Source organism: Paenibacillus etheri, assembly GCF_001012825.1.
Lineage (GTDB): Bacteria > Bacillota > Bacilli > Paenibacillales > Paenibacillaceae > Paenibacillus_AQ > Paenibacillus_AQ etheri.
The window spans coordinates 46,638-62,090 of record NZ_LCZJ02000098.1 but is presented as its reverse complement, the minus strand read 5'-3'; the positions used below and the strand labels follow the sequence as shown (position 1 = coordinate 62,090).

The 15,453-nt window shown below is 42.7% G+C and carries 11 protein-coding genes; 1 reads left to right on the top strand and 10 read right to left on the bottom strand.

Annotated features, from left to right (window positions below; translation table 11 throughout):
• Positions 1–188: 188 nt before the first annotated feature.
• The 8 genes from UQ64_RS29365 to UQ64_RS29335 form a co-directional block, all read right to left on the bottom strand.
• Positions 189–1,310 (bottom strand): NAD(P)/FAD-dependent oxidoreductase, encoded by a 1,122-nt coding sequence (locus tag UQ64_RS29365; RefSeq protein ID WP_060626966.1) that lies wholly within the window; start codon positions 1,308–1,310, stop codon positions 189–191.
• 17 nt (positions 1,311–1,327) lie between these two features.
• On the bottom strand, positions 1,328–1,438 hold the full coding sequence (locus UQ64_RS30560) for an iron chelate uptake ABC transporter family permease subunit (RefSeq protein ID WP_280818272.1): 111 nt from the start codon (positions 1,436–1,438) through the stop codon (positions 1,328–1,330).
• 214 nt (positions 1,439–1,652) lie between these two features.
• Complete coding sequence (locus UQ64_RS29360; RefSeq protein ID WP_060626965.1) at positions 1,653–2,513, bottom strand: hypothetical protein; 861 nt, start codon at positions 2,511–2,513, stop codon at positions 1,653–1,655.
• Complete coding sequence (locus UQ64_RS29355; protein ID WP_060626964.1) at positions 2,506–3,084, bottom strand: sigma-70 family RNA polymerase sigma factor; 579 nt, start codon at positions 3,082–3,084, stop codon at positions 2,506–2,508. Before UQ64_RS29355 ends, UQ64_RS29360 begins: the two co-directional genes overlap by 8 nt.
• Positions 3,085–3,561: 477 nt before the next feature.
• Positions 3,562–5,976 carry a restriction endonuclease-like protein gene (locus UQ64_RS29350; protein ID WP_060626963.1) on the bottom strand — a complete coding sequence of 805 codons (2,415 nt, stop codon included), beginning with the start codon at positions 5,974–5,976 and terminating at the stop codon, positions 3,562–3,564.
• Positions 5,948–8,200: an MrcB family domain-containing protein gene (locus UQ64_RS29345; protein ID WP_060626962.1), complete on the bottom strand. Its 2,253-nt coding sequence runs from the start codon at positions 8,198–8,200 to the stop codon at positions 5,948–5,950. The genes UQ64_RS29350 and UQ64_RS29345 overlap by 29 nt, the downstream gene beginning before the upstream one ends.
• 17 nt (positions 8,201–8,217) lie before the next feature.
• A complete protein-coding gene (locus tag UQ64_RS29340) occupies positions 8,218–8,913 on the bottom strand; it encodes a nuclease-related domain-containing protein (RefSeq protein ID WP_060626961.1) in 696 nt (231 codons plus the stop codon).
• Between the two features lie 145 nt (positions 8,914–9,058).
• Positions 9,059–9,556, bottom strand: coding sequence for a hypothetical protein (locus UQ64_RS29335; RefSeq protein ID WP_060626960.1), 498 nt, complete (start codon positions 9,554–9,556; stop codon positions 9,059–9,061).
• Positions 9,557–9,707: 151 nt separating this feature from the next.
• Here UQ64_RS29335 and UQ64_RS29330 point away from each other — a divergent pair, with 151 nt between their 5' ends.
• Entirely contained in the window at positions 9,708–9,953 is a 246-nt protein-coding gene (locus UQ64_RS29330) for a helix-turn-helix domain-containing protein (protein WP_060626959.1), read from the top strand.
• 102 nt (positions 9,954–10,055) lie between these two features.
• Here the strand turns inward: UQ64_RS29330 and drmB are convergent, their stop codons facing one another.
• Positions 10,056–11,945 (bottom strand): DUF1998 domain-containing protein, encoded by a 1,890-nt coding sequence (drmB, locus tag UQ64_RS29325; RefSeq protein ID WP_082651380.1) that lies wholly within the window; start codon positions 11,943–11,945, stop codon positions 10,056–10,058.
• Positions 11,942–15,451: a helicase-related protein gene (locus UQ64_RS29320; RefSeq protein ID WP_060626958.1), complete on the bottom strand. Its 3,510-nt coding sequence runs from the start codon at positions 15,449–15,451 to the stop codon at positions 11,942–11,944. Before UQ64_RS29320 ends, drmB begins: the two co-directional genes overlap by 4 nt.
• Positions 15,452–15,453 lie beyond the last annotated feature (2 nt).

The following is a 15,453-nucleotide window of genomic DNA, read 5'->3' as shown; positions in this document are numbered from 1 at the left end:
GAAGATAAATTGGTCTTATCAGTATAAATGATAAAAAAAACCTTCGCTATATTAGTTGAACTTAAAATTTTTCTATTAAGGTAAGTGCGTGACTGCGGTGAATGTTTGGACTTCCCCTCCATCACTTTTCCTTTTTAGAATGCTTTTAGTTCAACTTATATAGAAGGTTTTTTACGTGTTGCTTCTAATCAATTAATGGCATGCTCTAATGCATAATCTTCAAGCTGAATATCTACCTGTTGATCCATGGCTAGCTTGGCTAGCTGCTCACCAAGAAAGGGTCCCATCGTTAATCCGGATGATCCTAGTCCATTAGCAACAATTAGTTTATTCCAGCCTTGAACCCTTCCTAACACGGGAAGAAAATCCGCAGTAAAAGGACGGAACCCTACTCTAATCTCATTTAGGCTGGAATCTGCAAGACCGGAAGCCGTTTGAAGACCTTTATTTAAGATTTCTTGCATTCCACCTGCGGTTACTGAGGTATCATAACCTGTGACATCATTTTCGTGAGTAGCACCTACCACGATATTTTGATCTGCAAATGCAAGTATATATTGATCTGTAGGCGGCATTACCACAGGCCATTGCTCTGTACTCGCTTGTTGAGCAAGCTTCAAGTGCATAATTTGAGCCTTCTGATAACGCACCTGGAGCATGATCCCATGCGGATGAAGCACAGCGTTAGACCAAGCCCCTGCGCACACAATCACTTCATCCGCTGTGAGTGTCTGTTCTCCTACACTAACCCCTTTAATTTCATGATTATCATGCTCTAAAATAGCATCGCCCTCAATCAACTGCGCACCGTTACGCTGTGCCGCTCTTAGCAAAGCATCACGTAATTCACGTCCGTCCACTCTTGCTGCACCCGATACATGCAGCGCATGATAACCTTCCGACAATAATGGAAACTTCTCTTGCGCTTCAAGATCCGTCAGCATCGTAAGTTCCCCTATTTCAGGGGCGTCCTCTCTGCGCAGCTCCGCTCTTTCTTTCATCGCGAGTAATTTTTTCAAATCATCATGAATACATATTGCTCCCACCTTTGCGTATCCAGTCTCGGTTTCTCCGGCCTCTTCCAACTCTTGAATAAGTGCTGGATAAAAGCTTGCTCCCGCTTTAGCAAGGCGATACCATGCTTTGTTTCTGCGTTGAGACAACCATGGGCAAATAATCCCTGCTGCTGCATCTGTTGCTTGTCCAACATCTTTACGATCTATAATGATGACCTCAGCACCTAACTTACTTATCTGGTATGCCGCTGAAGCCCCTAATATCCCTGCACCAATTACAATAACCTTTTTCATGTCCGAAGTCCCTTCAGTTATTCACTTTTAATTAATAAGTATAAAAAGTATGGAGCACCGATTAAAGCCACGATCACTCCTGCTGGTATTTCAGTATTGGCTACTACCATTTTACCAACTACATCCAAGGTAGCATAGCATACACATGATTCGAATTGCTATTCCCTATATTCCCTGCCAGACACAACTTTATCATTTGATATTGTGAGCATCCAAGGCAACATTTGCTGTATGAGAACTTGGGATTTAATGTAGAGTGCGCTCAAAAAAAGACGCTCAGGGAAATCCCCTCGCGTCTTACTTATGTGTATCTTTGGGCATCTACTACCCTAAGTAGGCCAATTATTTTGAATCTACAACCGGAACCGAAGCTGGAGCTGCAACTACCCCTTCATTCTTCTGCAAGTTCTCTTTCACTTGTTCTGCCCCTAAGGACTTCACAGGAGCACCGATGCTGAAACTGTCGATGATCTTCCCAAGAGTGGCTTGGTCAAAGTCTTCTTGGGCATACAGTTCAACGGTAAAGCCATCTTTTTCCCAAATCACAATTCCATTTGCAAAATAAACTTTAGTCCCGTTAATTACTTCTGTCTTCACTTCTTCCGTAGTACTGATCCCATTGTCACCGCCCTTGGAGATTAGGAAATTAACAGCTTTATCCCCGGAGTTATACTGCACTTCAACCATGCTGGTCCCCTGAAGAACAACATTCACAAACTCATAGTCTGCCATCCAGGTTGGTGCCGGGAAGTTCATTCCAAGCTCTGCACGTGCTTCATCCAGGGTTAACTTAGCTGCAACTGGCAATTCAATGGCAACATTCTCCCCGCCTTTAGTCTCTTCAGATGGAGTCATTGACTGTGCAGCCGAAGGGATTTCCTTATCGTATTGCGTGATTTCGAGATTTCCTACTTCAAACTTTGCCATGATCGATTGGAACATATCCTGTGCATAGGAGGTTGCAGAGAATGCTCCACCCAAACAAATTACTGCACTACCAATCACTATTGCATTTCTCCAGCTGCTTTTTTTCATCGTTATCCCGTCCTTTTTCTCTGATTTGAGTTCAAGAGCTCCGTGGTCCAGCTTGTATACTAAACGGTTATAAATTCTTTCTTTGGTGGCAGTGTTATCCTGTTCAACATTCTCAAGCAGTTCTATGGTTTTGCTGAATTTTGTGAGATCATCATTTTTCTTATTCATGGTTGAATCCTCCTGCTTTTAAGGAAATATGCAGTTTCTTCAGACTTCTATGCAAAACGACACCAATATTGGACTCACTGACTCCCATGATCTGTGCGATTTCGGAATTTTTCAGCCCAGCCCCATATTTCATTGCAATGATATTACGTTCCTTCTCACGCAGCTTGGAGAGCGCCTTAAACAGTGCTTGATTATTATCCTCACGAATCGCCAGTTCCTCCGGAGACGGCTTGGGAAATATGAGCTCCAGTAAAGAATCTAGTGAGGTGTAGCTTCTTTTCTTCTGCCCCCGGAAGTAATCCGTCACAGCGTTCCTTACAATGGCAAACAGCCAAACCTCAAAATTCGATTTTTCTTCTGAAAAGCTATAATACTTACACATCACCGTCTCAAACACCTGACTGCAAATGTCCTCTGACACGTGGTGGTTATTAATACGATAACTAATATATTTGTAAACACGTTTGTAGTACGTATCGTACATCCGGGTAAATTCCTCTTTTGACATCATGGCACCACGTGATCTTTCGATATTCTTGTAACGGTCCGCAGTACCCTGGATAACTTCCATCTTCACCCTCCTTCCACCTCACCTTCATCGAAAAGCTAAACAAATTGCGCAATTTGTTGTGAAGAAACTTACATAAGTTAATACGTAGAAAAGCCCAAACCATTAACAAATGTTTTGATAATTGTGGGATGGTGGGAAACGGGTGAAAGATCACAATCTGCGAAAGCGGCGATACTTGAGTTGCGGGGTGGATATATGTGAGGGAGAGAAGGAGAGAAGCTCAGCGCTACAATTCAATGATTTCATAATTATGTACTTCAAGACTTTCAGAATCTATACAAAACACTTGTACATCCAGTTCATCTATAAGCTTTTCCATGTGATCTCTTTCTATATAACTGTTATCATAACATGTTCATTCCAAGTACCGCCTATTAACAGGATGTTTTGTATTTGCCCAATTTAAAAATCCTGCCATTATCCAGCGGGATGCTTGATAAATGGCAGGACAATAACCTTACTTCATTTTCACTAACTTTAAATATTCCGAACTTCCACAACCTTTCCTAAATCCACAAACTGCTCATGATCGACCTTCACCTTCACTCTGCCCTTTCGGCGTTTCTCACGCCATTCACGAAGATCTCCCTCCGTTTCTAAGCGAAGCTCCGCGATTTCCAGCGCTCGGTCTAGGACATATTTGCTTGTGTAAAGGACCGTATTTATTCCCTGTCCCCCTAAAGCAATGTGAGGCTTTAAAGGTATCCATTCCTCGACTGTAAATCTAACATAATCTTTCTCTTCCTTATGAGGCTCAGGGACGATCTCCTTTATTTCCTTCCGTTTCACCACTTCCCAATCTACCACTTTACCCACCCAATGAATCCCTGTCTTTGCAGGATCGATGAATTTCCTTCTGGATTGGCACATCGCTACATATTCGATTTGGGTTATTATCTTCTGGCTTGCAAGGTTCTTCAAAGGTACATGGTAAAAAGAATGCTGCCTCGCCACCTCGACTTGTTCGGGTCCCCGGACAGAACCAACAAGAACATTTTTACCCGCGAGTTGGTTGGCATAGTATTCTTTCGTGCCGCGCGGACGAGTCGAGCGTTCATAAGCTTTTTCCGGACTATCCTGAATAATCTCTTCCAAGAATCGCTCAACTAGGCTCGTAGAATTCGGTAGGAATGGCAAAGCGCCAATGTTCAATAGCTCGATGCTTTTATAGAATCGGTGGGTCTTATACCGCTCCTCATCCGGGTAGGGGAATAACACATAGGCGCCAAACATGCTTCGCTCATATTCTCCCGATCCCTTCTCCTGATACACAATGGCATCCCGATAACGGTGCATGGTGTTGATGTCATCCTCTTCAGGACCAGGCTGCCTATAAGTGCGGTGATAGGAAGTCCCTTCATAAGCCGGATTTAACCGATATTTCGCATCAAAAACATACTTATACTCTTTGATTTTGCCAGCATCCTTCTTCTTCAGTGTCAGCACATTATCCGGACGCTGATTGAGCGTCGGTGCCTTATCCGAGCTAGGAATCGCATTATAATACAGGATGAACTGCTCTCCGTTAACTGGATTCTCGTACACCATCTTAGCGCTCTGCGAGCGGTCAAGGGTAACAAAAATACCATTTCGATTCACCTTAATAATATCCTGCTTCACCAGTTTATACTTCTGCCCCAGGAGCTGATTCAGCTTCAAGAAACACCAATACTCATAGAGCTGCGCGACATCCTTCATAGACAGTCGCAGCAGATCACCTTGGATCGACAAGCCTTTGAGCAGCATTAGATAACAGCGATAGACCTCGCGGTATCCATGGGCCATCTGCAGCACCAGTGTAACGGACATCTGCCTCATTACTCCAGCCTCACGCAAAAAATCCATCTTGAGCACCCGCTCTAGTTGAGTGAGCATGTTGTCTAACCTTTTTATAAGTAATGGATCTGGGGTTCGGTTTTTAATCTTCCAGCGACCCTTGAGCTCTTTCAGCTTTCCATGAATGCGTTCCAGCATCCAGCGGATGAACCGGTTCTCATTAGTATCATAGGCGAGGCGTCTTCGTGTCTCCATTAAATGTGTGGCTGTGTAATTTCGGCTGCCGATGGTCAAGAATCCATGGTTCATGTCTTCTCTTAATCGTTCGGGATGCTTCGCGAGCTCGCGGATGTTCTCTCTTCCTGCCTTTTTGACCCGATTGGCATCCACTAGTCGGCGGTCCTGAAGCAGAGCGTAATTGGGATTCTTGTTAATCCGCTCAACGGCATCCAAGAGCTGTCTAAACACATGCTGAAGTATGGTGAAAAACTCCGTCAGGCTCTGATGCTGCGTCTCCCGCAAGCCTGTTAGTTGGTAGGTTTTGCGCAAAAAATCAAAAGCCAAGTTATAAATCTGCTCATTCACTTCATTTAAAATATTCTGGTAATCCAGCTTGTAATCCATTTTAGAGGGGAAGATCTCCATCTCTACCCGCAGCAAAGCCTGTCCCGAACTGCGGATCTCCCATTCCGTCAAACCGACCTCATTCCCAAAGTTCAGCACACCCGCAAGAATAGACTCACCTAGGGGCTTAATTGCCTGCCGAAGCAGCACATTTTCATGATAAAAAGAGAGGTTAGCAGCGGTCTTCCTCTGGATCACCAGCTCATACGACTGTGTCTCATAAAAACAAGGAAAAACAGACTCCCCCGGCTGCCAGTCCACCATCCCGTGAGCTTCAGGAGAAAACACTTTAATCTGAACATTACCAAGCCGTTCGGAGCATGTAATCCCAAACTGAGCATTTACCCACTCCTGACTAGAAGAACGATGAAGCTGCAAGGTCTCCACAGTAGGATGATATGGCCTTCCTTGAAGAAAAAGCGTAAAAAGCTCCGTTTCTACACGGAGCAATTCTACCGCCTGATTAAGAGAGCCAGTATGAGGTGAATCCATCTTCCTCCAGCCTCCTAAGCATAAAAGCCAATTTACGCGCACTTTGTGGATGTTTGGCTGTAGGGGGAGTTTGTCCAGCAGCCCATCTCAGGTAGAGTGGAGAAGCATCATTGTCCATAAGATCTTCAATATTTACCGTCACACCAGATCCTGTACCAAGAGCCCCTTTCATCAAGTTCAACAATACCCGGCGAACCGAAGAATGGCTCCCTTGAATGCGCGGCAGTATCTTTTGCAGCAGTTGCCAGTCAAAAGCTTCTTCCTCACTCATCAGCTTGTACCGTTCGTTATAGATCATATAGAAGCAAATCGCATCGCGTACCCGGAAACCTACATGAGCATGGACATCCTCAAGCAAAGCATTGATCTTAACCAATCTCTCTGTCGTCCGGACAACTAGCTCTTTGTTGGCATCATAGGCATCCACTAGCTGCAAATAATCGGAGCGCAGAAAAAGATGGTTCAGTTCGGCAAGATCAGCGGGATCTTCCGTCTCTTCCTGCTCACTCATGTCCGGATACTGCTGCAGATTGATGTAATTGAACTCCAGTGTGTTAGCTCGGTCCAGTACCTTTTTGCTAAAAGGATGTGTCGTTTCGTCCATGTTCACAGTCCCGATCAAGAACACATTCTCCGGGACACCTAGGCTGCCAAACTTCACTTGATCCTCAGACGTATCCAGCATGGTAGAAGATATGAGATCCTGAGTCTGGATCTTCCCCTCCCGCCAGTCCTGCGTTTCCAGCACACTTAACAGGTCACTGAAGTAATGCTCTACCCGCGCCAGATTCATCTCATCCATACAGATAAAATATGGCTTATGTCCATTCTCCGGCTTCCGCGCCTCTACTAATACTTCCGTAAGCGGACCCGGTTTGAACCTGCCCGAAAGATCCTTGTACCCCAGCAGATCCGCAGGATCACTCCAATCCGGCCGCACTGGGATCAAGGTAAACTGACCGTTATTCCCCGTTGCACCAAGAGCTTCTGCAAACAGCTTCACCAACCGAGTCTTCCCTGTTCCGGATATGCCTGCCAGAATGACAAAAGGCTTAGTCTTTAGCGAGAGGTAAAAGTTTTCAATAAGGTGCTGAGGGAAGAAGAAACCTTTGCGACGGATGTGGGATTGGATTTGGTGGAGGATAGAGGGGATTTCGACGTCGTTAATTGGCTCAGGTACCGATTCCATATACTCTGTCACTGGCTCTACCTCCAAGGTGCTTGCCGTTTCGTTAAGCACACGCCGTTCCACATACAAACGGTAGTTTTCCATTACATTTTGAAGATCTCTTACTAATTGTTCGTCAGACGGAACTTTTCCACGCTCATACTTCACATAGGCAATCGTCGATGCTTGATAATCGTTTCCCAGTTCTCGACCCATTAGATGAATATTTTCATCCTTATTCATGTTTTCAAGCGGTATGAACTCTCGAACTTCTTTCGTTTTTGCGCGAAGATACACGTATGCTTCTTTACGGCCTTTTTCTCTTATTGGAGCCGTCACTCCTTGAGCGAGTGTTAAATACACAGTACTCATATCTTCTGCAAAAAGATAAACGACATATTCTCCGCGTTGAATAGTTTGCGTGACACGCTTGTCCAAAATTGCTAGCCAAGGGATGGCAGCCCATCTTCCTTTTCCAATAGAACCTTCAATAATATAATAATCTTCTGATAGGAACGGCAAGGCTTTCAACTCATTAGGGATTGCCTGACGTAACAGGAAACCTAAAGGATGGCTGGCTGAGCTATCTTTTTTAGCCAGAACATACCTATCCATAATTTCGTCTAAATATTGCTTTATAGAGAATTCTTTTAATGCTGTGTTATAGTTTTCTAATTCTTGTTGTGCTAACTCTTTAAGTTCAACTAATCCTTCTTCACCTAGCTGACTAATAATAGTGCTTTGAAAACCCATTGAGTTATCTTGTGTGTTAAAGAAAATAATACTTGATAGCGCATTAACTGGACTACTAATAATATCCTTAAGTTGGCTCGGAGTAACCTCTGCCCAGCTTTCCCGTCCTGGAGGATGATCTACCCGGTTTCCTCTATCTTGCTCAGTGACGAAATAGTTAAGAAACCGTTCCTTAATGCGATCAAACGATACACGCTCCCGATGAGAGCCTCGTAGCTCTTCGATTAAAGATAGGATTAGGACCATCTTATATGATTTTTGTTTACGCTTGAAAATCTGTTTGATTGTATCTAGTAATGGCATGGAGTCCTCCAAGGTCGTTAACGATTTTTAGTATTCGAAGTAATTTTCTCTACATGAAGCTTTCGGATCGCTAGGTCTGTAATATTAGCTTGGCTCAGTTGGTCATAAATAGATTGAATTTGTATTTGTGAAAATAGTGGTTCAGGATTCTCCGCCTTTAGTCGAAGTAGTTTTCTAGAGATAAACTCACTCAACTCCACATCATAAATAACAAGCTCATCTGATTTAATTTGCCGCAGCTCTGGATCTATGCTAAAGCGGCATCTCATAGTAAATGAAATAATCGATACAGATTTCACTTTAGGAATGCCCTTAAGAAGACTTTCAACGGCCTTTATGTGTCCATAATTTTGCTTCAGCGGATTGTACATCTTGTAACGATTGCTCACCGACCATTGCTGATCCGTCCGCCCACCCTTAATTTCCCCATTGTAGTTCTTCGTTTCAATGACAAATAAGCAATACGGAGAAATAACAATATGATCAATCTGGGCATATCCTGTTCGAGACTTGGGATTAGGGAGCAGCAGATCGCTTAACGATTTACACTCCTTGGGGAGTTGATCAAGTTGAATATTGATTTTATGTTCGCCTAGCTCTCCAATTCGTGTGGAGGCAACTTTAGGCTTTGGCTTAGAAGTCTGTACCTTTTGCACCGCCAGCGGCTGCTTAGGATCTGATTTTTTGAAGAGAGACATTAGGGCTTTAAACATAGCAAAACCTCGTATCAACTGGATTTACAATATGTATGGTAATTCGACAATATGGGAATGTATCCCTTCCAAAAATAAACACAAGAAAAAAGACTGCCGTGCTGACAGCCTAAACAGGAGTATACATATGCTCTTTGATTAAGATTTAATCTGAGGGACCAGAAGGAGTAGTTAAGGCATTTGCAAGCTGCATACCGTCTTGTAGTCCTTGCAGATACAGACGTTCATTAAGAATGGATTGCTTCATTTGAAGCTTATCCTCCCAATACTCGAACTCTGGCATGCGTGCAATATCCATGGAGTCAAACAATGCCTCAAACGCCTTGCTCTCTTCTTCAAAAGCATGTCTAGACTCAGATTGATATTCTATCTGTGCAGTTACCTCATTTAATCGACCCTGAATCGTTTGTGTAAACCACGCTGGAAAGCTCACTATATCTCCCCCAAGACAGAAGTATAAACGAAAAGCCTCTGGATATTCGTTCTTCTCTTGATACATCTGGTTAATGAGTTCATCTACTTTACGACTCTGGGCTTGAACGGCTTCATTTCCACTGAGTGGAATCCCCTGCTCAAGTGATCTCTGACCAAGTTCATTCAGCTTACGTTTTTCCTCCTCATATTTCTGCGTCAGATGCTGCATTACATCCCCTCCTTCCTGGCAAAGCTATGTCTGTAGACGATGTATTGAATTTTTAATGCGTTTATCGGTTTATTTTATTTTAATTCGATATTCGCATTAAAACAACAGTTACCTCGCATACAATTTGGTTAAATTGTGAGGTGACACGGAAATGAGACATCGCAAAGAGCCCCCAGGTGACAAAAACATCATCGGGACCCGAGTTATAGCTATTCGAAAAGCTAAACGAATGAAGCAAAAGGATTTCCTTGCCAGGTTGCAAACCTTCGGTTTAGATATTAGTCCGACTAGTTTATCGAGATTGGAGGGTCAATATAGGCTTGTGCAGGATTATGAGGTGGTGGCTATTGCAAAAGCGCTGGAGGTTTCTGTTGGGGATTTGTTGGGTCAGGATTAATACATATTTATAAGTTGATTTTTTGTTTAGCTCTCCATTATTAGCTTGCTTCATCCTACAAAGGATAAAAGGAGGGGCTTCCCCTCCTTCATTTATCTAATATTAATTAAAGAAAGCCGTTGACGGATCTACCCCATGCAATGGAACAACTAGTCCTCTATCTAAAAAACGATTGAATTCTTCACAAGCTGTTTCTGGTATCAACGAGCAGCTGTGGCAAGCGGCTAAATTACATGAATCAGGCCCTTGCAAGCCAATTTCAGTACAAACCGGGTCGGCAGAGCACCATCCCGCATTACTAAATGCTTTACGAATAACTGCCTCCAGATAACCTGGCTTTCCCATTCGTACCAATCCGCCCATGGTCCCATCGGAATCACCTGCAGCTGTATAAATAAGGACACCGCACATCGGATTAGATTCGTTGTCGGAAACATACAGTCGTTCCCTTAACGAAGACGAGCTGTATCCACATTCGAACACGAGCTGATTGATAAGTAAATGCGCAAAAGTATGGGCCATAATGAAGCGCGGTGTTATTTTTTTCTCCTTGGTTCGGCGGTTAGCTACTAAATGCCTATATCGTAAACTTAAGGGCTTACTTCTTTCAGATACTTGTATTCTTCCTTCCCATTCCCTTACAAACTCCTCATTGAAATTAAAGAAAACCCCTTCCCCAAATACCACATAGCCCGGTAGCCATTCGTCATTTTTATTTTCCGGTTGTTTGCGCCAGAGCATAGATTTTAAATCCTCAATATCATTTTGTTGGTCGTTGAAAACTCGGGTAAATCCGGTTAAAACGCGTGTTTCTTTTAATTTTTCTACTAAGTGAATATTGGAAAAATACTTTGATATCTCGAATAAGTTATTTTTGTATAAGCCGACGGGAACAGGTTTGATTTTTAATTCTTCCTGATTTATTTCACCATTTAATACTTCATACTCCTCTTGTCGAAGGACTGCTTCCATGTCAATAGGCAGTTCCTCTTCACTACCTGGATCTTCATCTCGTGACTCTCTCACAAGTAATGCCCGACGGATATCAGAATCAGAATATCCATTTAGTTCAACCAGAAATTGACCTTTTAACTGTTGGACTGTTTCGTCTAAGCTCAAACTTGCACGTTTGGCTAAATTTATAATACTTAAAACCTGGTGGTGTTCAAAATATGATAGTAATTCAGATATTTGTTTATTGCTGTTTCCAGGAATGTAAATGGCACTGCGTACTTGTGCAAAATAAACATTAGAGGCACTTCTCAAAGAAGCCCTAAGATGGCAGGTACAATCTACCCCTTCGTCAGTACCAAGCCACGGACGCTTACCCTGGCATAAGAAAACTGTTCCATCTTCACATAATGATTCACTTAGTTCTGTTTTACCTTCGTCATTTGCAGACGTTATACCGTACAGCATTCGAGGCTCAACTCCGCATTCACACTTTACTTGCATAGAGGTGAGCGCCCCTCCTCCCGTGCTTACCAAGTACATTGTTTTTTTGCATGAAGGGGTCTTTTGTTTATGGACCCACTCCCTCCAAGGGAAGTCTTGCAAATGGCCTCTTTCACATATAGCAATGAATGGTGCTTGTACTAAATAGTTTTTATATCCTTTCTGTTCACAACCTTTGCACAATTCATTCTTTTTTTCATAATATTGCAATTCATTCATTTGGCCGCAAAAAGTACAATAATGCCATTTTGGAAAGCGCAGAAAAGGTACAGTTAAGAACATATTCATATCCTCATCACCGCTACTTCTTGTCCGAAAGTCTGGCGGTAGCCGGAAATGATCCACGCCTAGCAACCGTTCTAAACGCCACTCTTTAATTTTATACTGGGACAAATCTGTAGAATCCATTTTCCCATGTCGATCTTTAAACCAATGATCCAGTCCGCTACATACAGACGAGATTCCATTCTTAGAAATTGACATTGCTCCAGGACCGAACGGTGAGATTAATTGGGCTCTGCGTATCGGATACTTCATGATTCCAACTCCTCTATATCTTGAAGTACGTATAACGTGCTGATTTCACCTAAACATGAAGAATCCACGTTCCGCATGGAATTCGGTGTAGCCCAGGATATTCTTTTGGTTGTTGGGTCCACATAAGAACCGGCTGAATAAAGCAACGGATACTCATCAGTAGTACTCTTTTTGGACCATTCGGACGGGCGTAATGTTTTCCATTGTGATATACGGCGTTCAAAAACCTTCTGAACGTTATTCATTTCTTCCTGGTCAATTGATTTAACTCGTTCACAGATTCTTTGCCATAGCTGAGACAAAAGTTCTTCTGGCACTGGTGAAGGAGAATCAACCTCATTCAAATGGCCAAACTGACGCACATAACCTACCATAACAGCGTGCAGCATTCGGTCTACTACTGTAGGAGAGAAAGGCGTGACGCTCGTCGGCTCCACCTGGGCATACAGTTTTTCATGGTAACTCCGGAATTTCTCAAAGTGAGAGCGATCTCTGGGTTTTGATGCGCTGTACAAAGTTACGACCAACCCCGGCCTTTCATACCAACGCCGACCTATACGTCCTGTAACTTGGATATATTGAGCTGTGGTTTTAGGTTGGCCTATAACAGTCATTAATGAAAGACGATCAATGTCAACCCCAACCTCAATGATGTTTGAGGCTAGGCAAACGTCTGTCACAGTCCCTACACCTTTTTGTATTTTTAGTTCATTGATTGCTGAGGCAACTTCGTCACTAGATAACCGTGAGGTAAGCTCCTTAATCTTATTCAAATGCCTTAATTCTTTAAAATCCAGATTTCCTCGGTTTTTAATTACTTTTAGATGGTTAGGTATGTCTGATTGAAGCAAAGACACTGTCGTGCCAAGCTCCCTCAAACTGTTAAAAAAGATAAGCAGCGTCCACCATGGATCTCTTTCTTTTTCGTCCATTTTCATTGGGGCTTGCAGAAGGGATGTTAATGAACGTACCTGTAATGTCTGCATAGACCCAAGACCTGGTGCATTCAGTCCTACATATTTTCTTCCTGGCAGTAGCTTCCCTTCTTTATCACGTGCATAAGTTGCAAAGAACGAGTCATCTGCATCTAATCCGGATGCCGGGAATAACGCTACATTCGTACGGTCGTAGATATCTTGAATTTGTTTCTGATACCTCCTAATCGTAGCAGTTGAACAAACAATTTTCGGTTTTACTCCATTGCTTGTCCGATAATCGGTACACAATTCTTCTATTAGAACTTCAAATATTCCGGACATAGAACCCAAAGGACCTGATATTAGATGCAGTTCATCTTGTATAATTAAGCCTGGAGGAGAACTGTCCCTGGTTCCATCTCTGCCGATTCCAAAAATAGAACGCGGCCGGGAGTTCCAGGCGAGTTGAGCAAATTTATCTACAGTGCCGATAATAAATGTTGGTCGTTTATCATAAATGTCTTCATCTACAACATAAACGGGTAACTTTTCACTAAATAGGCATTTATTATCCGTACAATGAATCTCCACCTTGCCATCCGCCAGCCTGTACCCATGTACACTGAAATTAGGCTGTGATCTAGCTTTAGTGTTTGCTTTTTTTCCTTTTACTGCAACAGACTTAATCTCTTTCAATCGAAGTTTCCCCATTTTCGCACCGCACCAAGGACAAGAGTTAATCAAAAAGGGATTGACATTACTCTTGCCGCTTCTCAATTCCATTAATTGTTTTTTGGCAATTACATGGTTATTTGGTGTTGTATCACCGCCAAGCCAAATCCCAATAGAAAACTCATCACTACCTAGTTGTTCTTGATGCCGACGCCGGATTGATTCCATAGCACAAATTAATCTAGAAGCTCTCTGGAATTGATCAGCCGTAAGCAAACGCAATGTGTAGCGCATCAGTACATGTACACCTGAATCATTTTTGTTCTTTAATCTTCGCATAAAGATGGAGAATGCGGACAACCCCAAATAGGCTTCTGTTTTGCCCCCACCTGTAGGAAAGAAAATGAGTTCCACCGTTTCACGCTCTGGGCAATCAGACTCAGCAGCTGATTCCATTGTCATCAGGATAAATGCAATCTGAAAAGCACGCCATTTACCTCTACTCTCCGGGATTACGGTCAAATCAGGTGTCCTGTAAGGTAAAGAAAAAGAAATAGTCTCATCTGCTATTTCAGCTTCCCGGATAGCGCCCCCTGTCACTTGTTGCAAAAGCATTGCTTCATTGGCTAACTTGAATGCACTTAATACAATCGGATCTTTTAAATACTCCAGCCCCTGTTTCATTCGCTTTACACATTTGTCGCATTCCTGCAAATTCCTTTCAGCTGCAGGAGTCAATGTTGAGTCTAGTTTCCTTGCTTCTTCCCATCGTTTTTTTATCCATTTCTCATAAAGGCGGACAATTTCCTCCAATTGATTCATTCCATTATTTGTCGAATCTATGCCCGCCAAATCTCTCATGGATACTACTATATCTGTCCCGTCATCTCTTGTTATATCTGGTGTCATACTTTTTGTTTCATAAGATGGTAAAAAACTGGTTTGTACAAAAGCGGCTTTGTCGTCTATAACTTCGCTCCAATCAGCTGAACATCCATGACCAACAGCATATGTTTTAGTTTTCCGGTACAATAAAGTAATGGAAAGCTCTTCTTCATCTAAAGCATCCAGATCCGCCATTTCAGGATAGGGCAAAATTGACGGGCTAAAATCTGGAGAAATAATTTCAGTTTTAAATGAAGCCTGAAAAAGACAAATGCTGTCTAAAGGAATATGCCCAAATGCTTGAGTCCGGTTGATCAGACTAACCGTAATAAGTCGTTCAGTGTCTTTGATCGGGCGTGAAAGTATATCCGCTTGAATATCCAACCCTTCCATACTAATTACATCTGTAGTTTCTCCGTGTTCCAATACCTCTTCTGGACCTAATAGTTTTTCAGCCTTTATCTTCACAACAAAATGTACCGGAACACGCACCCACCATCTATACGTCCTTCCTTCATCTCCCCCTTTAAACTTAACGGAAAACGGATAATATCTTCCTCCATCTACATGGACATTCAGTTCGCTGCCATGCGGAAAATCCGCCTTAAAACTAACTGCCATACTGCTTTGCTGGTAGGCATTTGCTGAAACCATATCCAGGTCTGGATCTTCATCGTCCACTTCATTACGACTATCAATGTTTTCCAAATCCTTTGAAGCATCTCCAAGAATAATAGGTTCAGTATGGTCCGGATCATTTTCTTTTTCTTCTATAAAGTCCTCTTTCTCGGTTTTTAGCGGATGAAGAACTGCTGTCCCGTAACGGCGTGTGGGTGGTTGCTGTAAAATTTCTTCTCCAGTTAATTGATCTTTATATGGCTTATATAAGTCATCAGCTCGATCGAAGAAGACGGTTTTATTGCTATTTAGAGTTATGCTTTTATCTGATACGCAAGGACCGATAAATTCTTCTTTTAAACTCTTATAGAGTGCCTCACGATTTTTTAAATTTGCAAGTAAATTCTTATTCATCT